Raw genomic sequence first — 16,946 nt, 5'->3', positions numbered from 1 at the left:
GGTTCGCCGCCGCGACTTGCCTCGCGATTGCAGGGGAGGCCTTGTCGCGGGGCAGGCCCGCTCCCATGTTTGTCGGAATCTAGCAGCTTACTTCGGTGAAACTCGGTAGACACAGCGGCGATCGCCTGAGATCAGGTGTTCACACCGCTCCACCCGCGCCGTTTCGCCGATCGCCGTCTGGAACACCTGCAGTTCACTGCGGCAGAACCCTTGGCAACGGGTGGCGGCGACGCAGATCGGGCAGTGGTTCTCGACGATCAGCCAGGCCTCTCCATCGGCCTGCATTTGCGCCATGTAGCCCGCCCGTTCGCGCAGCTGGACGAGGATGCGTACCTTGTCCTCCAGGTTTGTGGCCGTGTCGCAGGCCTGCTGGTATTCGCGGCTGTTGCTGTCTTCCATGCGGCTGATCAGACGGTCGATGCCCTCGCTGCCGAACACCTCTTCGACACTCTCGATCAGTTGCAAGGTCAGCACGCTGTGGGCGTCGGGGAAGCGGCGCTGGGCGGTGGCGGTCAGCGCCCATTTCTGCGAAGGCCGACCGGCGCCCTTGGCCGGCACGGTCACGCCGCTGACGAGGTCGGCGGCCTGCAGTTTCTGTACTTGCTGGCGCGTGGCTTCGAAGGTGATGGCCAGCAGTTGCGCCAGGTCGGCGGTCTTCAGCGGCCCGCGGGTCTTGAGCAGGAACAGGATGCGGTCGGTGGTGGTGTTCGAATCAACGGTGGTCGAGGTCATGGAGCGCTGGAAACCGGGCGTGAATGAGCGGATCGGGCACTCTCCTGGGCCATCCTTTGCACAGGCAAGTGGGCGAAGGATAGCCCGGATCGGCGAGGTTTTGTGCAAGATAAACGAGTATCAAACTAAAAATTCATATTCGATAAAAATATAAAAGTTTTTATTTGTGTTTCTTGGGCTCACGTCTAGGCTGATTTTCTGAGCCTGTGCTTGCCGGTCCCAGGGAGGGGTGCGTGCAAGTCTGTTGAGCCTCTTGCTGGCAGTTGCCGGGTACAGGTCCATCACCAATAACTCGACAGGGACGTGAGTGCATGAATGCCCAGAAACCCGTGACCATCTACGAACACGCCGACGAGGTGAGCAGCCTGCAGGGTGTGGTCGACCTGGTGAAACTCTCCGACCAGTACCGTCAGTCCGCCATCCTGCATTCGGCGCTGGCCCAGCGCGTGTTCGACCATGCTCGCCAACCGGTCAGTGCCCAGGGCTTGAGCGAGGCGCTGGGGTGGGTGCCTAACAAGGGGCGCATCTTCCTCAACGCCCTGGTCGCCATGGGCCTGCTCAAGCGAACCGCGCAGGGTTTCGAGAACGTGCCGCTGAGCCAGCGCTTTTTGGTCAGCGACAGCGCCGAATTCATCGGTCCGATCATCGATCACCAGCGCCTGCAATGGCACAACTGGCCACGCCTGGACGAGGTGCTGCGCAGCCGCGGCTCACTCGACTTCCAGCAGGAAAACCGCTTCAAGCATGACCTGGCGGCCCGCGATGCCTTCAACGACGCCATGGTCCGCTTCAGTCAGCCGATGGTCGACGTCCTGCGTGACCTGCCGCTGTTCGACAAGGCGCGCCGGGTGATCGACCTGGCCGGCGGCCACGGCACCTACCTGGCGGAGATTGCCAATCGTCACCCGCAGGTCAACGGCGAAGTCTGGGACCTAGAGCCGACCCGCGAGGCGGCTGCCGCGACCTTCGCCAAGTACGGCCTGGACAGCCGCCTGGGCTTCCATGCCCGCAACCTGCTGGACCTGGCGCAGTACCAGGGCGAGCGCGCCGACGTGGTGATGCTCAACGACTGCCTGCACTACTTTACCCGCGAGCAGGTCCGTACCTTGATCGCCGGTGCCGCCGGCATGGTCGAGGCGGGCGGCGCGCTGCTGGTGCTGAGCATGGCGCTGGAGGATGACGAAATCCATCCGGCCCTGTCGGCGGACTTCTCCCTGCACATGATGCTCAACACGGCCAACGGCGAACTGCATTCCACCCGCTACCTGATCGACAGCATGGCCTCGGCCGGACTGACGGTGGAGCAGGAGCCGATCGGCCGCTACACCCTGCTGATCGGACGGAGGGCTGCCTGATGCTACGTCTTCTGGCATTGCACGCCGCGCCCCTCGGGGATGCGGCCGCCCAGGCCCTGGACAGCCTGGGTAGCGCGGCGGCGGCGGCGGGCTTCAGCCTGCAGGTCAGCCAGAAAGCCGTCGGCCAGGGGCCGGTGGATGCGGTGTGCCTGTTGCTCGACAGTGCCACGCCGCCAGCTGCGCTGAACACCTTGCTCACCGAAGCCTCGACCTTGTGCCGCAATACCGCGCTGGTCCTGTTGCGTGTGCAAGGTTCGCTGGCGCAGTTGCCGTCCGGCAGTGGCGTGATCGCCCAGTGGCAGCAGGTGAGCCAGGGCTTCCTTTACCCGTATTCGCTGGACATCGCTGCCGGGCAGGCGCCGGAACTGGCGATCAAGGGCTGGCTGGCGGGCTTCGCCAAGTTCGCCGCGGCGACCAAGCTGTGGCGCTCGCTCGACGGCCTGGAGCTGGACGAGGCGGCGCGGGCCGCGCAGCGTCCCGAGCTGAACCACGTCAACATCCTCACCCGCGACCTGGAAGCCTCCAAGGCGTTCTATCGCGACATCCTCGGCGCCAACTACTGCTACAACCTTGGTCCGCGCAAGGCCGTCATGGAGCTCAACGGTTTCGACTTCTTCATCGAGCAGAGCGAGTCGTTCAGCTATCCGGCCGGCTACCACATCGGCGTGCGGGCGTTGCCCGAAGATGTGCGGCGCATCGCCGGGCAGGTCAGCGCTGCCGGTGACATCAAGCTGGTCAAGGGCAACGGTCCGGCGCCGGGCTATCACCATGGGCCCGACAACGTGCGCAGCGCCGTCTACTTCGAAGATCCGGATGGCCTGGTGATCGAGGTCTACAGCGCCGAAGTGGAAATGATCGAAAGCAACCCAAGGTTGCTGCTCGACCGCCTCTGATTTCACGTCGTCCCCCGCCTGCCGTCCGGCAGGCGGGCGCCCAGACAGGTATTCGCATGAACAGCTACAAACAGTGGCATTGGCCACGGCTGCCCAGCCCGCTGCCCAAGGATGTCAGTGACCGGGCGTTGATGGGGTACCCGGAGCACTATCAGGAGCAGCCGTTGCAGGCACAGGTCGCCGAGGCGTTCGGCGCGTTGCTCGACTGCCCGACAGGGGATCTGCTGGCGCTGCTCGAGCAACCCAGCCAGCCCCTGGTCCGGCGCATCGCGGCCGGCGAGGTGCTGGCCGTGCGCGGCGATCCGCGCATCGACACCTTCGCCCCGCAGATGATCGATATCCCGGCGGCGCGGGTCAGCATCGGCCTCGATCCGCGCGCGGTGGAGCAGGTGATGGATCAGTTCGACGGGCTGGGGCTGGACCGCAGCTGGATCGACAAGGAGACCCCGCGCCATGAACGCGAGCTGGCGGCGTTTCGCATCGCCCGTTTCCCCGTGACGCATCAGGAGTACCGCCAGTTCCTGCTCGACAGCGGTCATGCCGGCATTCCCGATGGCTGGGCGTTCGGCCGTTACCCGAGGCATCACGCCAACCATCCGGTGTACAGCGTGTCGGCCAGTGACGCCGACGCCTACGCCCGGTGGCTCGGCGCGCGCACTGGCCGGCGTTTCGCCCTGCCGACCGAGGCGCAGTGGGAGTATGCCGCCGCTGGCGCCGAAGGGCGGCAGTTCCCCTGGGGCGACGTGTATCAGGTGGAACATGCCAACACTGCCGAGCTGGGCTATCTGGACAGCACCCCGGTCGGCGCGTTCGTCGACGGCGCTTCGCCTTTCGGCGTGCTCGACATGGCCGGCAACGTCGAGGAGTACGTGGCCGAGGATTACCAGGCGTATCCCGGCGGTCCGTGCATCGAGGACGACCTGGTGCTCGATGTCGGCACCCACCGCGTGGCGCGTGGTGGCAGCTTCACCCGTTTTCGCGACCTGGCGCGCACCGCGCGCCGCCACGGGCGTTACCCACGACCGATCTATGTCATGGGCTTTCGCCTGGTTGAAAACCACAACTGAGAATTCCGTCTTCCGTGCAAGAGGTCTGATCCCATGAACAAGGATGTTTCGCTTCACACCATCGTGCCGATTTCCATCCTCGGCGGCGACGTCGATGCCCACTTCTTCGGTTTCCACGGCTTCGAGCGCAATCAGGAGCATTTCGCCGTGGGCATCGGCCGCGACCAGTGCGACGTGCCGCTGGTGCGGGTGCACTCCGAGTGCATTACCGGCGATGTGTTCGGCTCGCAGCGCTGCGACTGCGGTCCGCAATTGCAGGAAGCGCTGCGCACCCTCAAGGAGGTCGGCGGCTACCTGATCTACCTGCGCCAGGAAGGGCGCGGCATCGGCCTGTACTCCAAGTTCGAGGCCTACCTGCTGCAGGACTCGGGCCTGGACACCTACGAGGCCAACCTGCGCCTCAATCACCTGGCCGACTCGCGTTCGTTCGACCCGGCCGTGCAGATCCTGCGCGCCCTGGGGGTGAACCAGTGCCGGCTGCTGACCAACAACCCGGAAAAGGTCGCCCAGCTGCGCGCCGGTGGCATCGATGTGATCGAGCAGGTGCCCACCGGGGTGTTCCTGACCAATCACAACCGCAACTACCTGCAGGCGAAGGCCGTCAAGTCCAGCCATTCGATCAAGCTCTGACCCACCTCGAAAAAGGATCTTTCGATGAAACACATTGGCCCCATCAGCGGTATCGCCGCCCATGCCGCGCATTTCGTCGCCACCGCCGGTTATGACAACCAGGTGATCCTGTGGAACGCCGCCACCGGCGAGCCGATCCATCGCGTGCACCACGACCACCTGGCCAACCAGTGTGCGTTCAGCAGTGACGGCAAGTACCTTGTCAGCGCCAGCAGCGACTACACCGCGCGAATCTGGGAAGTGCCGAGCATGCGCCTTAAGGCCGTGCTGCAAGGGCATGGCGATGACGTGGAAATGGCGGTGTTCTCGCCCGACAGCCAACGTGTGGCGACCTGCTCGCGCGATCACGTGCTGCGCATCTTCGACCTCGACGGCGCGCAGCTGCAGGCGTTTCACGGTCACCAGGCCGATGTCATCTCGGTGGTCTGGTCGCCGGACGGCCAGCGCCTGATTTCCAGCAGCGACGACGGCACCGTGCGCCAGTGGGACACCCGCACCGGCCAGCAATGCGACGAGGTGGACATCGGCGGCGTGGAAACCGACACCATCGCCATCACCCGCGAGGGCGTGGTGTTCGCCGGTGACGACGAGGGGCGCATCTCGATCATCGCCCAAGGTCAGGTGCAGACCGTGCCGGCCCATGCGGCGGGGATCAAGCGCATCGTCTGGAACGACGACAAGCGCCTGCTGGTGAGCCTGAGCTACGACCGCTCGGCGATCCTCTGGACCTTCGATGCCGGGCGCAACCTGGTCAAGCGCCGCAGCACCGCGCTGCCGAGCATCGTCTGGCCACGCAGCTGCGCTTTCGTCGGCGACGAGCAATTGGTGTTCGCCACCTTCGGCTCACGCTATGCCACCTGGAACTACGAGCAGGACCGGTGGCACGTGTCGGGCATCGAGCCTGCGGTGAGCATCAATGCCGTGGTGCGCAGCGACGAGCGTCAGTACAGCATCGGCGATGCCGGCATCCTGCACCGCGACGATCAGCCGGTGACCTCTGTCGGCAGCCTGTGCAACTTCCTCCTGCCGTTCGGCCCGCTGCTGCTCACCGGTGGCCAGATGGGCCAGGTGTTCGATGGTCTGTCCGGGCGCATGCTGTACCAGCACCGGTCGCCGCTCAATTGTGGCGCCACCTTCGTCCGGCACGGCGAGGGCCTGGCGCTGATCGGCACCTACACCGGCGAAGGGCTGGTGTTCGCCCACGACGGCAAGGGTGGCCTGCGCCTGGTGGCGTCGATCCCCATGCACGACAACGCGATCAAGGGCGTGGCCGCCGACGACCGTCACCTGTTCAGCGTCTGCGCCTCGGCCGACGCGGCGTTGCACAGCATCGCCGACTTCAGCTGCGTGCGGCATATCGAGGGCGCGCACACGCGCATTTCCAACGGCTGCTGCCCGATCACCGGCGGCTTTGCCAGCATCGGCCGCGACCTCAAGCTGCGCCTGTGGCTGGATACCGGCGACGAAGTGTTCGACTCGCCGCACCAGCATTCGATCAAGTGCATCGCCGCCTCCGAGGATGGCCGGGTGATCGCCACCGCGGCCTACAACGGCACCGTGGCGCTGTTCGACCTGGCTTCGCGGCGCTGGTTGCCGGTGCAGCGGCCGACCGCCAGCGGCATTTCCTGCCTGACCCATGACGCCACCAGCGATGCGTTTCTCGCCAGCTCCTATGACGGGCGCATCTACGGCATCGACGCCCGCCTGGCATCCTGAAGGAGCAGCACGATGAGCAAGCAAGCAACGGGCTTCATGGCCCAGGATGACTACCGCAAGGCCCTCGACACATCGTTCGTGCATCGCTATAGCCATGGCGAAGACGAATGGTCGTGGGATATCGGCATGATCCAGGCGGCCCAGGCCTTCCTCGAGCGCCTGGACGACCGCGCCGACCAGCATGTGCTGGATATCGGCGTGGGGCGCGGGCGCGATGCCTCCACGTTCATCCTCGCTGGCCACCGGGTCACCGGCCTCGACATCGTCGAGAACTCCAGCTGGCCATTGCTGCGCAAGCGCTGGGGCGATCGCCTGGCGTTGGTCAACAAGGCCATGCAGGACTGGCAGCCTGTGGCGGGGACGGTGTTCGACGCAGCCCTGGACAACGGCTGCTTCCACCACCAGCACCCGGAGGAGTGGGGCCCGTACCTGGCCCATGTGCGCCGCCTGCTGCGCCCAGGCGCGCTGGTGGGACTGAACGTGTTCGGTGTCGATGATGCCCACCCCGAGGCAGGCTGGCGGGAGATGGACAACGGGCGCAAAGGCTACTTCTTCACCGACGATGGCATCCGCCAGACCCTGCAGGCCCACGGTTTCACCTGGCAGGGCCTGGAGGTGATCGAGCGTCAGCACGGCGAAGCGCGCTACCTGCTGGCGCTGGTCCGTACGTGAGCACTCTCGACCGGCATTACCTGGACATGGCCCTGGCACTCGCCTGCCAGGGCCTGTACAGCACGATGCCCAACCCACGGGTCGGCTGCGTGATCGTCAACGATGGCCAGGTGGTGGGGCGTGGCTGGCACCAGTGCGCCGGCTCGGCCCATGCCGAGGTGCACGCGCTGCGCGAGGCGGGCACGGCGGCGCGAGGGGCCACCGCCTACGTCACACTTGAACCCTGCGGCCATCAGGGGCGCACGCCGCCGTGCGCCGATGCGTTGGTGGCCGCCGGCGTGCGCCGGGTGGTCAGCGCCAGCGCCGATGCCTCGCAGAGCATCGGCGCCGAGCGGCTGCGCCAGGCGGGTATCGAGGTCGAGGCGTTACCGTGCCCGGAGGCGCGGGCGCTCAATCGCGGGTTCTTCTCGCGCATCGAGCGCCGACGCCCCTGGGTGCGGGTGTTGCGGCCCGCGGCGCTGGCGATCGGCGCGGCGGGCGAGGGCGCGATGCTCAGCCACTGCGATGAGCAGGCACCGCTGGAGCACTGGCGCGGACGGGCCTCGGCCTTGCTGAGCACCTGCGACTGGGTGAAGGCGTGCGACACCTCGCTGCTGGCGCAGGTCCCTGCGCAGCGGGCCGAGCCGGTAGCGCCGTTGCGGGTGCTGGTCGACCGGGAACTGGCGTGTCCGGCCTCGGCCAAGGTGCTCGACGGCCGCGTGCCAACGCTGCTGCTGCATGCGGCGCAGGCCCGGCGTGACGGGCGCCATGCCCGGGTACGTTGCCAGGTGCTGGAGGATGTCACCGCGCAGCGGGTGCTGCAGGTACTGCACGAGCTCGACTGCAACGAAGTCCAGGTCGAGGCCGAGCCCGCATGGTGCGAGGCCCTCGCGCGTCAGGGGCTGGTGGACGAATGGCTAGTGCAGGTCTGAGGCCTTCGTGAGCGCCGTATTGTCCCTGTGGGAGCGGCCTTGCGTCGCGAAAGGTGCGCAGCAGCCCTTGTTGCGGTGAAACGCTGAAATTGCCGGGGCCGCCTTGCGGCCCTTTCGCGACGCAAGGCCGCTCCCACAGGGAAATGCGCAAGCCCCGATCATTTCAACGGCTGCAGATCAAGCCGATCTGCAGGCTGTTCTGCTCGAACAGGTCCCAGTACCCCGGCGGATGCGCCCTTTTGCGAATCCCGCTGATCAGCGGCGCGATCCAGCGCACGTTGCGCAGGCCCACGTCGTGGGCGGCCTGCTCGTAGACGTGCTTGTGCCAGCGGTAGTAGGTGAAGTCCGCGGGTGGCGTGCTCATGAACTGGCCCTGGCAGTGAAAGCCGCCTTCCACCGGCTGCTCGTCCAGTACCCGAATGCCGTAATCGGTGAAATTGCCCCGTCCCAGATCGAAGGCCGGGTTGGCGGTGTAGGCGATCAGTTGCCCGTCGCGCTTGAGGTTGAGCGAGACGGTCTCGAACATGCGCCGTAGCTCCTCGACGCTGGCGGCGTAGTTGAACAGCCAGGCGGCCGTGACCTTGTCGAACTGGCCGATGCCGCCCATCTTCGCCACGTCCCGGACTTCGTAGGCGATGCCGTCGTTGGCCTGGCGCGCCTGATGGATCATGCTCGGCGAGATGTCAACGCCGTGTACCCGGGCCGCGCCCCAGTCCTTGAGGCGGCGGCTGAAGAAGCCGTGGCCGCAGGCCAGGTCGAGGATGTCCTCGCCGGTTACGTCACCGGCCATGTAGCGGAACGTGTCGACCTCCACCCCGCGTTGGCTGGCGTGGCTGGTGAAGTCCTCGAACTGCTCGCTGATACGTTCGTAGACTTCCTTGGATTCCTTCATGGGCACTCCTTGCGTCGAGAGGTGATTCGAAGCGCCAGCGGCAGTGCCAGCAATGGCGCGCAGGCGAACACGGCGAACAGCCACAGCGCGGCCTGGCGTGCACCCTCGACGCCGCCGGGTTCGACCAGCCCGGCGCCGTTGGCGACCAGGCCGGCCAGGGCCGCGGCGAGGGCGGTGGCATAGAGCTGTACGGTGGTGATCGAGGCCGAGGCGAGGTTTTCCTCTCCTGGGCGCGCGGCCTGCAACACCCGAGTGAGCAGGTGTGGCCAGCCCAGGCCGATACCCAGGCCCACGCCGGCCAGGGCCAGGGCATACAGGACCAGGCCGGGCGTGTCGGCCATCCATGTGGCAGCGGGCGTCAGCAACGCCAGGGTCAGCAGCGCAACGGCCACCAGCAGCGGGCCGAAGCGGATCTGCCAGGCGCCGCCGTCGCGATCGCGCCCGGCGCTGGCCAGGGCGCCGACCGTCCAGCCGGCCGCCATCACGGCGGTCAGGTAGCCGGCGGCCAGAGGGCCGAAGCCATGGATGCGCTGCAGGAAGTAGGGGACGTAGATTTCGCTGGTGATGGCCGTCACCAGCAGGCACATCATGGCGAACAGCGCGCCCATCGGCTGCCTGAGGCTGTAGGCGCCGGTGGGCAGCAGGTGATGGCGCGCCCGGGGATCGAGGCGGGCGATCAGCGCGGCGAGGGCAAGGCCCGCGAGGATGCAGGCCAGGCTGATCCACGGCGAGCCGGAAAGGCTGGCCGCGCAGATCGCCAGCACCGAGGCCACCAGACAGGCGATCAGTCCATAGGCCGGACGCGCACCGTCGTCGTCGCGAGTCTGTCGCGCCGGTAGGCGCAGGCAGACGATCAGCGCTAGGCCCGCGGCCGCCGGCAACAGTGACCAGAATGCCCAGCGCCAGTGCCCGCCTTCGGCGAATACGCCGCCCACGGCCGGGCCGCACAGTGTGGCCACGCCCCACATCGCCGAGACCAGGGCCATGGCGCGCGGCCACAGGCGGGGGGCGAACACCAGGTGGATCAGGGCATAGCTCAGGGCGAACAGGATACCGCCGCCCAGACCTTGCACGCTGCGCCCGACCAGCAGCATCGGCATGCTGGTGGCCTGCGCGCAGAGCGTCGAGCCGATGACGAACACCAGCAGTGCCAGCAGGTAGGCCACGCGCGGTCCGCCGCGGGCCAACAGGCGGGTGGAGAGGGTGGAGCCGATGATCGACGCCACCACGAACAGCGTGGTGTTCCAGGCATAGAAGGCCAGACCGCCGATCTCCTCGATCACGGTGGGCAGCAGGGTGGTGACGATATAGACATTGATGGCGTGCAGGGCGACGCCACCGGCCAGGGCGATCGAACGCAGCGCGTTGCCACCGCTGAGCAGTTCGCTCCAGCGGGCAGGTGGCTGTTCGGGAATGGCGGTCATGGGCGCTCCTTGCGTGTGCCTGCGCTGGGAGTCTAGGAGCCGGAAAATAATTGTTCAAGCTGTTGCTTGTGTAATTTGCCCGGCGCGGATTTGCTAGGATCGCGCCCTTTCGCCTTGCCTCAGGAGTTCCCCATGATCATCACCACCACCAGCCAGCTCGAAGGCCGTCCCGTTGCCGAGTACCTCGGCGTGGTCAGCGCCGAATCGGTGCAGGGGATCAACTTCGTGCGCGATTTCTTCGCACGTTTTCGCGACTTCTTCGGGGGCCGTTCGCAGACTCTGGAAAGCGCGCTGAAGCTGGCGCGTGAGCAGGCCACCGAGGAACTCGAGGCACGGGCACGGCAGTTGCAGGCCGATGCCGTGGTGGGGGTGGACTTCGAGATCAGCATGCCTTCGGTGCAGGGCGGCATGGTCGTGGTGTTCGCCACCGGCACGGCGGTGCGCTTGAAGTAAGGCCAGTTGCCACTGGTCGGGCTGGCAGGTTTTGTCCGGCTGGTCCGCAAATGACCGGCTAGTCTCATTTCAACGGACCGCCGCTTATCTAGGCAAGCGCGTTGCTTGTCGGCACGGTCGCCATTGGAGGGACACTGGGCATGAGCGAATCCTATTTCGAAGACCTGAACGATGCGTTTCCGATCAACAGCCAGGTGCGCTGTGGCCAGTCGGCGTTACGCCTGGGCTTTGCCAACATGACCCTGGACGAATCGCAGCAGCTGCAACCGGCGCATCTGCAGCGCGCCAAGAAGGGCCGCTTCACGCCACGTGTGCCCTCGAAGAAATGAACCAGCGCTGAACGCCATCGCGGGGCTTGCCCTGCGATGGCATCTGTCCAGTCGTCACGAAACCGCCCAACGGCAAGCTTTTCCCGCCATTTCTTGACCCCGCTCATGGTATCGGCGTGTCCCCCTCGCCGCGGGCCCGTGGCTGTGCTTTTCTTGCGCGGCATTTCAGATACGGAGTATTGACTTCAATGCGAATCAGGGAAGAGACCTACTGGCAGTGGGCCGATGCGCAGCTGCACAGCCGCTGTCACGACGAGGAGTTGAGCGACGGCACCAGCATCGATGTGCAGGTGCGGCTTTCCCGCCTTGGGGCCACGCAGCTGTTCCTGGGGCTGTATGCCCGCGACGGCAAGGCCCTGCTGGAGGAGTACTACCCCACACGTCCTGGCGAGACCATGACCCGCGCGCTGGTGTGGGGCGTGGACCGTGCCCGTGCCTTGGCCACCGGCGCCTTGCCGCTGCCGGAGCCCGAGCGGCTTCAGGCCTGAGCGTGACGGTTGCGCCGGGCAACCGGTGGCCCTCATGCAGGCATGAAAAAGCCCGGCCTTGTGGGGCCGGGCTGAAGATGCGGTGCGGTACTGGCTGGTTCAGTTCAGCGAGTCGATCACCTTGACTGCCTGCCGCTCGCGGGCGGTAGGCCATTCTTGTTGCAGGGTCTCGAGGACGCGGCCGACGAAGGTGGTGTCGGCGGCGGCCTTCTTGCCGACGTAGCCCTGGCCACGGCGGTAGACCTTGAAGCGGGCACGCATGCTGGGCATGTGCGATTCGAATTCATCTTCGACCGTGTTCGGCGGCAGGCGGTCCAGGCGGACCTCGCCGGACTGGCTGACCCACAGCAGGTGGTCGTCGAGGCTGTCCTTGCGCGCGGCGAACAGCTGAGCCAGTTGGTCGATGGTTGGATTGTTGTTCAAGTTCATCATAAAGCCCCCATTACTCTCATTCGTTGGTGAAGTTCGGCTGAATTTCACATTGGGCGCCACGTTATGTAGCGCGCTAACCAAGGCTGCTACAGCAGCATCGCAACAGGGGCTTTCTCACGCTGCCTTCTGGGCAGTTTCCCTCTCCACGGACGGCCTGCGTTACCGCGCAAGCCGTCTGGAACACCCTTGCCACCGCTCCCGATCAGGGAGACGGCCTCATCATGCCCAAGGCCTGGGAAAGGCGTCAATACATTTGTAGTGAAAATTTTTATGCACTACATCTTGTCCGACAATCCTGCTTTTACTGTCAGGCAGTTCCATTGTCGCCATGTTCCAGGAAGCCTGGGCGCAGACGCAGGCGCGCATGATAGGCCGCCAATGCCGGCAGCGGTGGGTGCTGCAGTGGCGTGCGATACCAGCGGTTGAGCGACAGGCCGATAGCGACGTCGGCCAGGCTGAATGCCTCACCGGCAACATAGGCACCGGTGGCCTGCAGGTGCTGTTCGAGCAGGCTCATCTTCGCCGTCCACAGGGCGCTGGCGCTGGCCAGCAGGGCCGGGTCCTGATGGGCTGGCGACTGCCGCACCAGGGCCATGAACGGATAGCGCCAGGCGTCGTTGAGGTCGGTGGCCTGCCAGTCCAGCCACTGGTCCACCGCCGCCCGGGCACGGGTCGCGCCGGGGTAGAGGTGTGCCCCGCCGTGCTGGTTGGCCAGGTAGCGCAGGATGGTGTTGGACTCCCACAGCACGAAATCGCCATCGACGATTACCGGCACCATGGCGTTGGGGTTCAGCGCCAGGAACTCGGGCGAGTCGGTGGGCTTGAAGCCACTGCCCCAGTCTTCGCGACGGAAGGGCAGGTTCAGCTCGACGCAGGTCCACAGTACCTTGCGCACGTTGATCGACGAGGCCTTGCCCAGGATGTTCAGCATGCCGTCACTCCAGGCTCGAGAGGATGCGTTGCGCGGCGCGCACGCGTTCTTCGTTGGGGTAGTTGCGGTTGGCCAGCAGGACGATGCCCATGCCTTTCGACGGCACGAACGCCACGTAGGCGCCGAAGCCAGTGGTGGCGCCGGTCTTGTTGTACCAGGCGGCGGGCTCGGCCGGCAGGGCCGGGGTCAGGGCACGGGTGGCCTGGGCTTCACGGATCATCTTCGTGCCGTTGTTGGCCAGCAGGGTCTCGAGCGCGACCGGATAGGGGTAGCGCTCCCAGCCAAGGCCCTGGGTCATGGCGCCGACCTGGAAGAAGCCCGAGTGGGTGATGGCGATGGCCTGGCGCAGGGCCGGATCGAGCTCGGCCGGCTGCAGTTGCAGTTGCACGTAGCGCAGCAGGTCGCTGGCGCTGGTCTTGATGCCATAGGCCTGGTCGGCGTAAGGACCTGGGCTGACGCGCACCGGTCGGTCCTGGGCATCGTAACCTTGGGCATAGAGGCCACGGGCGCTGGCCGGGACTTCCAGGTAGGTGTGTTTCAGGCCCAGGCGAGGCAGCAGCTGCTGGGTCATCAGCTCGGCGAAGGGGCGCCGGGCGGCCAGGTCACCGAACAGGCCCAGGCTCGGGTTCGAGTAGCAGCGCTGGGTGCCTGGTTCGGCGCGGCGCTGCCAGTGCTGGAACCAGGCCAGGGTCTGCTCGGGCGTCTGTACCTCGTCGGGGAACTGCAGCGGCAGGCAGTCGCCGCTGTAGGCGCCCAGCTCCAGCACACTGGCACTGCCGATCGGTGCCTTGGCCAGGGCGGGCTGGTAGCGGCTCGCGGGGGCCGCGAGGTCGAGCTTGCCTTCGGCGCTGGCGAGGGCGGCGAGGGTGGCGGTGTAGGTCTTGCTCACCGAACCCACCTCGAACAGGGTGTCGTGGCTCACGGCCTGCTGGTCGGCCTTGTTCGCCCAGCCGTAGCTGAAGTAGCGCGCCTGGCCGTTGGCATACACCGCCACGGCCATGCCGTGGATGTTCTGCTCGCGCATCAGCGGCTGGATGACGCCATCGACGGTGCTTTGCAGCTCATCGGCCAGCAGGGGCGGCGCGGCCAGTGTCAGGGCAGTGGCCAGTAGCAGGTGGGGACGTTTCATGGTGGGCGTTCCTTGTCGTGAATCAGTGGGGCCGGCGACGCAGGAATTCGCCGGGTGACTGGCCGAAATGCTCGCCGAACGCGGCGATGAACGCCGACAGCGAGGCGTAGCCGCAGGCCAGGGCAACGTCGGTGACCCGTTCGCCGCGCTCCAGTGCTGGCAGGGCGGTGAGCAGGCGCGCGCGCTGGCGCCAGTGTCGGAACGTCAGGCCGGTTTCGCGCAGGAAGCGGCGGCTCAGGGTCTTCTGCGAGACGCCCAGACGTTGCGCCCAGTCACCCAGGCTACGCGGGTCGTCCGCTGCGCGCTGCAGGCGATTGCAGATCTGTCGTAACTGGCGGTCGCGTGGCAGCGGCAACAACAACGGCGCTTCCCGGGCGCAGGCCAGGCGATCGAGCAGCACCTGCACCAGGCGCCCGTCGGCGCCTGTGCTGTCGTACTCGACCGGCAGGCCGGCGAAGGTCTGGATCAACTCGCCCAGCAGCGCCTCCACGGCGATGACCCGGCACTGCGCGGCGGGCCAGGGCAAGGCGTCGGGCTGGATGTACAGGCTGCGGATGTGGGTGCCGGCGTCGCAACTGACCTGGTGCGGCACCCGCGCCGCGATCCATACCGCATGCTGCGGCGGCACCAGGTACAGGCCTTCGCGGGTGCGCACGCGCAACAGCCCCGAGCGGGCATGGGACAACTGTCCCCAGGGATGCTGGTGACGATAGCCAAGGGCGATGTTCGGCAGGCTGTCGGCCTGGCCGTAAACCGGGCGGGGCAACTGCCCGAGGCTGTCCAGGCGATGATCGTGGTGTCCGTTGGGCGACACTGGCAGGGGTTCCGGCGTTAGCGGTTCGAAGGCCAAGACCTTATCGTCCAGGCTTGCACAAAGACAAGACGGAACCTGTGATGAAGTACCTGCGCATGCTGTTCGACAATTTCACCCTGGCCTTGCTCGGGGTGGTGTTCATTGCCACCGTGCTGCCGTGTTCCGGCGAAGGCGCGGTGCTGTTCGGCTGGCTGACCAACCTGGCCATCGGCCTGCTGTTCTTCCTGCACGGCGCCAAGCTGTCGCGCGAAGCGATCATCGCCGGCGCTGGCCACTGGCGCCTGCACCTGCTGGTGTTCTCCTGCACCTTCGTGCTGTTCCCGTTGCTGGGCCTGGCGTTCAAGCCGCTGTTCGTGCCCCTTGTGGGCAACGAGCTGTACCTGGGCGTGCTCTACCTGTGCGCCTTGCCAGCCACGGTGCAGTCGGCCATCGCCTTCACCTCGCTGGCCCGAGGCAACGTGCCGGCGGCGATCTGCAGCGCGGCGGCTTCGAGCCTGCTGGGGATCTTCCTCACGCCATTGCTGGTGGTGATGTTGCTCGGCGCCTCCGGGGACACCGGCCCCGGCCTGGATGCGGTGCTGAAGATCACCCTGCAGTTGCTGGTGCCGTTCGTGGCCGGACAGATCGCCCGGCGCTGGATCGGAGACTGGGTCAAGCGCAACGCGCGCTGGCTGAAGGTGGTGGACCAGGGCTCGATCCTGCTGGTGGTGTACACCGCGTTCAGCGCGGCGGTGGTCACCGGCCTGTGGCACACGGTGTCGCCGCAGCATCTGGCTGGGCTGTTCGCCGTGTGCGCAATCCTGCTGGCGGTGGTGTTGCTGGGCACGCGCCTGCTCGGGCGGGTGCTCGGTTTCAGTGTCGAGGATCGCATCACCATCCTGTTCGCCGGGTCCAAGAAGAGCCTGGCAACCGGGGTGCCGATGGCCCAGGTGCTGTTCGTCGGTGGTGGCATCGGCGCGATGATCCTGCCGTTGATGCTGTTCCATCAGATCCAGCTGATGGTGTGCGCGGTGCTGGCGCAGCGCTATGCCGCGCGGGTCGAGGAAGGCGAGCGAGCTCCGCTGGCATCCTGAGTTCGGGGCGCGACCCTTGTCATGGGGGATGTGCACCGAGCAGCGTCTGCAATCGCGCCAGCGCCGGCCCTTCGTGCTGACGGTCGAACACCTGCACGGACACCTCCATGACACCGCCCTGCGCGCGCGCTACGCGTTGCTCGCAGCGCAGGCGCAGGCGCCCCTGGTCGCATTCGAACTGCTGCACGCCGGGGCGAGCGTCGCCTTCCAGTTTCAGCTCGGCCAGCCGCCCCTGGGCCGCCAGCAAGGCCAGCCCTTTGTCGCGCAGCAGCCCGTTGCCCTGGGTCATCAGCCCGGTGGCGCGCACGGCGGCGGCCATGGCCACGGCGACGATGGTCAACGCCACCAGCACTTCGATCAGGGTGAAGCCGTCCTCGGTGGCGCGCACGACGTTCCCTCCGCCCAGGGCAAAGCGGCACTGTAGAGCGGCGCGATGACGGTTTGACGACGGCCACTCCCGAGCTTTTTCAATATCCGTGACATACCGGCTTGCAACAATCGGCCCCCGATTCGAATTCAAGCAAGGAATGCCGAGATGCAGATCGCCCGTCGCAGCGCCGCAGGTCGCCGTAGCCGCCAGCAAGGCTTCACCCTGATCGAGATCATGGTGGTGGTGGTGATTCTCGGCATCCTCGCGGCGATGGTCGTGCCCAAGGTGCTCGACCGCCCCGACCAGGCCCGCGCCACGGCGGCGCGCCAGGACATCGCCGGGTTGATGCAGGCGCTCAAGCTCTACCGGTTGGACAACGGTGGCTATCCGAGCCAGAACCAAGGCCTGAAGGTGCTGGTGGAAAAGCCGGCGCAGGCCAAGGATGGTCAATGGCGCGCCTACCTCGATCGCTTGCCCAACGACCCCTGGGGCCGCCCGTACCAGTACTTGAACCCGGGTGCCAACGGTGAGATCGATGTGTTTTCCCTGGGTGCCGACGGCCAGCCCGGTGGAGAAGGGGTGAACAGCGATATCGGCTCGTGGCAGTTGTGATCGGCCATGGCGCGCCAGGAGGG

20 protein-coding genes are annotated in these 16,946 nt (G+C 66.5%); 12 read left to right on the top strand and 8 right to left on the bottom strand.

The window, feature by feature from the left end:
- Positions 1-87 precede the first annotated feature (87 nt).
- On the bottom strand, positions 88-732 hold the full coding sequence (locus N7422_RS03725; protein ID WP_279805284.1) for a transcriptional regulator: 645 nt from the start codon (positions 730-732) through the stop codon (positions 88-90).
- 311 nt (positions 733-1,043) lie between these two features.
- On the opposite strand from N7422_RS03725, the gene N7422_RS03720 reads away from it, so the two are divergent.
- Genes N7422_RS03720 through ribD form a run of 7 tightly spaced genes read left to right on the top strand, consistent with a single transcriptional unit; the run spans position 1,044 to position 7,976 of the window.
- Positions 1,044-2,087, top strand: a complete 1,044-nt coding sequence (locus N7422_RS03720) for a methyltransferase (RefSeq protein ID WP_279805283.1) — start codon at positions 1,044-1,046, stop codon at positions 2,085-2,087.
- The gene (locus N7422_RS03715; RefSeq protein ID WP_279805282.1) at positions 2,087-2,980 is read left to right on the top strand and encodes a VOC family protein; all 894 of its coding nucleotides are present in this window, start codon (positions 2,087-2,089) and stop codon (positions 2,978-2,980) included. Before N7422_RS03720 ends, N7422_RS03715 begins: the two co-directional genes overlap by 1 nt.
- 56 nt (positions 2,981-3,036) lie before the next feature.
- Positions 3,037-4,047, top strand: a complete 1,011-nt coding sequence (locus N7422_RS03710; protein WP_279805281.1) for an SUMF1/EgtB/PvdO family nonheme iron enzyme — start codon at positions 3,037-3,039, stop codon at positions 4,045-4,047.
- Positions 4,048-4,080: 33 nt separating this feature from the next.
- Positions 4,081-4,677: a GTP cyclohydrolase II RibA gene (ribA, locus tag N7422_RS03705; protein ID WP_279805280.1), complete on the top strand. Its 597-nt coding sequence runs from the start codon at positions 4,081-4,083 to the stop codon at positions 4,675-4,677.
- A gap of 24 nt (positions 4,678-4,701) precedes the next feature.
- Complete coding sequence (locus N7422_RS03700) at positions 4,702-6,393, top strand: WD40 repeat domain-containing protein (protein WP_279805279.1); 1,692 nt, start codon at positions 4,702-4,704, stop codon at positions 6,391-6,393.
- A gap of 12 nt (positions 6,394-6,405) precedes the next feature.
- Positions 6,406-7,065: a class I SAM-dependent methyltransferase gene (locus N7422_RS03695; RefSeq protein WP_279805277.1), complete on the top strand. Its 660-nt coding sequence runs from the start codon at positions 6,406-6,408 to the stop codon at positions 7,063-7,065.
- Entirely contained in the window at positions 7,062-7,976 is a 915-nt protein-coding gene (gene ribD, locus N7422_RS03690; protein ID WP_279805275.1) for a bifunctional diaminohydroxyphosphoribosylaminopyrimidine deaminase/5-amino-6-(5-phosphoribosylamino)uracil reductase RibD, read from the top strand. The genes N7422_RS03695 and ribD overlap by 4 nt, the downstream gene beginning before the upstream one ends.
- Positions 7,977-8,139: 163 nt before the next feature.
- On the opposite strand, the gene N7422_RS03685 is transcribed toward ribD, so the two are convergent.
- Both N7422_RS03685 and N7422_RS03680 read right to left on the bottom strand, forming a co-directional pair.
- A complete protein-coding gene (locus tag N7422_RS03685; protein WP_279805274.1) occupies positions 8,140-8,868 on the bottom strand; it encodes a class I SAM-dependent methyltransferase in 729 nt (242 codons plus the stop codon).
- Positions 8,865-10,292 carry an MFS transporter gene (locus N7422_RS03680; protein ID WP_279805272.1) on the bottom strand — a complete coding sequence of 476 codons (1,428 nt, stop codon included), beginning with the start codon at positions 10,290-10,292 and terminating at the stop codon, positions 8,865-8,867. The genes N7422_RS03685 and N7422_RS03680 overlap by 4 nt, the downstream gene beginning before the upstream one ends.
- Before the next feature lie 132 nt (positions 10,293-10,424).
- On the opposite strand from N7422_RS03680, the gene N7422_RS03675 reads away from it, so the two are divergent.
- From N7422_RS03675 to N7422_RS03665, 3 genes are all read left to right on the top strand, one after another.
- Positions 10,425-10,745, top strand: coding sequence for a YbjQ family protein (locus N7422_RS03675; protein ID WP_279805270.1), 321 nt, complete (start codon positions 10,425-10,427; stop codon positions 10,743-10,745).
- Positions 10,746-10,885: 140 nt separating this feature from the next.
- Positions 10,886-11,074 (top strand): hypothetical protein, encoded by a 189-nt coding sequence (locus tag N7422_RS03670; RefSeq protein WP_279805269.1) that lies wholly within the window; start codon positions 10,886-10,888, stop codon positions 11,072-11,074.
- 188 nt (positions 11,075-11,262) lie between these two features.
- Entirely contained in the window at positions 11,263-11,562 is a 300-nt protein-coding gene (locus tag N7422_RS03665) for a hypothetical protein (protein ID WP_279805268.1), read from the top strand.
- A 99-nt stretch (positions 11,563-11,661) separates the two neighbouring features.
- On the opposite strand, the gene N7422_RS03660 is transcribed toward N7422_RS03665, so the two are convergent.
- The 4 genes from N7422_RS03660 to N7422_RS03645 all read right to left on the bottom strand — a co-directional run bounded on the left by N7422_RS03660 (position 11,662) and on the right by N7422_RS03645 (position 14,868).
- Entirely contained in the window at positions 11,662-11,994 is a 333-nt protein-coding gene (locus N7422_RS03660; protein ID WP_279805266.1) for a hypothetical protein, read from the bottom strand.
- A 307-nt stretch (positions 11,995-12,301) separates the two neighbouring features.
- The gene (locus N7422_RS03655) at positions 12,302-12,925 is read right to left on the bottom strand and encodes a glutathione S-transferase (protein ID WP_279805264.1); all 624 of its coding nucleotides are present in this window, start codon (positions 12,923-12,925) and stop codon (positions 12,302-12,304) included.
- A 4-nt stretch (positions 12,926-12,929) separates the two neighbouring features.
- Positions 12,930-14,054 (bottom strand): class C beta-lactamase, encoded by a 1,125-nt coding sequence (gene ampC / locus N7422_RS03650; protein WP_279805263.1) that lies wholly within the window; start codon positions 14,052-14,054, stop codon positions 12,930-12,932.
- 22 nt (positions 14,055-14,076) lie between these two features.
- A complete protein-coding gene (locus N7422_RS03645; protein ID WP_279805261.1) occupies positions 14,077-14,868 on the bottom strand; it encodes a helix-turn-helix transcriptional regulator in 792 nt (263 codons plus the stop codon).
- Between the two features lie 80 nt (positions 14,869-14,948).
- Between N7422_RS03645 and N7422_RS03640 the strand changes: the two genes are divergently transcribed.
- Positions 14,949-15,941 carry a bile acid:sodium symporter gene (locus N7422_RS03640; protein ID WP_279805259.1) on the top strand — a complete coding sequence of 331 codons (993 nt, stop codon included), beginning with the start codon at positions 14,949-14,951 and terminating at the stop codon, positions 15,939-15,941.
- 19 nt (positions 15,942-15,960) lie between these two features.
- Here the strand turns inward: N7422_RS03640 and gspI are convergent, their stop codons facing one another.
- Positions 15,961-16,329, bottom strand: coding sequence for a type II secretion system minor pseudopilin GspI (gspI, locus tag N7422_RS03635; protein WP_279805258.1), 369 nt, complete (start codon positions 16,327-16,329; stop codon positions 15,961-15,963).
- Positions 16,330-16,476: 147 nt separating this feature from the next.
- Here gspI and gspG point away from each other — a divergent pair, with 147 nt between their 5' ends.
- Positions 16,477-16,923, top strand: coding sequence for a type II secretion system major pseudopilin GspG (gene gspG, locus N7422_RS03630; protein WP_279805256.1), 447 nt, complete (start codon positions 16,477-16,479; stop codon positions 16,921-16,923).
- Positions 16,924-16,946: the final 23 nt, after the last annotated feature.

The organism is Pseudomonas sp. GD04091, from assembly GCF_029836165.1.
GTDB lineage: Bacteria > Pseudomonadota > Gammaproteobacteria > Pseudomonadales > Pseudomonadaceae > Aquipseudomonas.
This window is presented reverse-complemented; position numbering and strand designations above follow the sequence as displayed.

Excerpts from the sequence above, each read along its gene's own strand:
- N7422_RS03725 (WP_279805284.1), bottom strand. The coding sequence starts at position 732 with ATGACCTCGACCACCGTTGATTCGAACACCACCACCGACCGCATCCTG.
- N7422_RS03720 (WP_279805283.1), top strand. The coding sequence starts at position 1,044 with ATGAATGCCCAGAAACCCGTGACCATCTACGAACACGCCGACGAGGTG.
- N7422_RS03715 (WP_279805282.1), top strand. The coding sequence starts at position 2,087 with ATGCTACGTCTTCTGGCATTGCACGCCGCGCCCCTCGGGGATGCGGCC.
- N7422_RS03710 (WP_279805281.1), top strand. The coding sequence starts at position 3,037 with ATGAACAGCTACAAACAGTGGCATTGGCCACGGCTGCCCAGCCCGCTG.
- ribA (WP_279805280.1), top strand. The coding sequence starts at position 4,081 with ATGAACAAGGATGTTTCGCTTCACACCATCGTGCCGATTTCCATCCTC.
- N7422_RS03700 (WP_279805279.1), top strand. The coding sequence starts at position 4,702 with ATGAAACACATTGGCCCCATCAGCGGTATCGCCGCCCATGCCGCGCAT.
- N7422_RS03695 (WP_279805277.1), top strand. The coding sequence starts at position 6,406 with ATGAGCAAGCAAGCAACGGGCTTCATGGCCCAGGATGACTACCGCAAG.
- N7422_RS03685 (WP_279805274.1), bottom strand. The coding sequence starts at position 8,868 with ATGAAGGAATCCAAGGAAGTCTACGAACGTATCAGCGAGCAGTTCGAG.
- N7422_RS03680 (WP_279805272.1), bottom strand. The coding sequence starts at position 10,292 with ATGACCGCCATTCCCGAACAGCCACCTGCCCGCTGGAGCGAACTGCTC.
- N7422_RS03675 (WP_279805270.1), top strand. The coding sequence starts at position 10,425 with ATGATCATCACCACCACCAGCCAGCTCGAAGGCCGTCCCGTTGCCGAG.
- N7422_RS03670 (WP_279805269.1), top strand. The coding sequence starts at position 10,886 with ATGAGCGAATCCTATTTCGAAGACCTGAACGATGCGTTTCCGATCAAC.
- N7422_RS03665 (WP_279805268.1), top strand. The coding sequence starts at position 11,263 with ATGCGAATCAGGGAAGAGACCTACTGGCAGTGGGCCGATGCGCAGCTG.
- N7422_RS03660 (WP_279805266.1), bottom strand. The coding sequence starts at position 11,994 with ATGATGAACTTGAACAACAATCCAACCATCGACCAACTGGCTCAGCTG.
- N7422_RS03655 (WP_279805264.1), bottom strand. The coding sequence starts at position 12,925 with ATGCTGAACATCCTGGGCAAGGCCTCGTCGATCAACGTGCGCAAGGTA.
- ampC (WP_279805263.1), bottom strand. The coding sequence starts at position 14,054 with ATGAAACGTCCCCACCTGCTACTGGCCACTGCCCTGACACTGGCCGCG.
- N7422_RS03640 (WP_279805259.1), top strand. The coding sequence starts at position 14,949 with ATGAAGTACCTGCGCATGCTGTTCGACAATTTCACCCTGGCCTTGCTC.
- gspG (WP_279805256.1), top strand. The coding sequence starts at position 16,477 with ATGCAGATCGCCCGTCGCAGCGCCGCAGGTCGCCGTAGCCGCCAGCAA.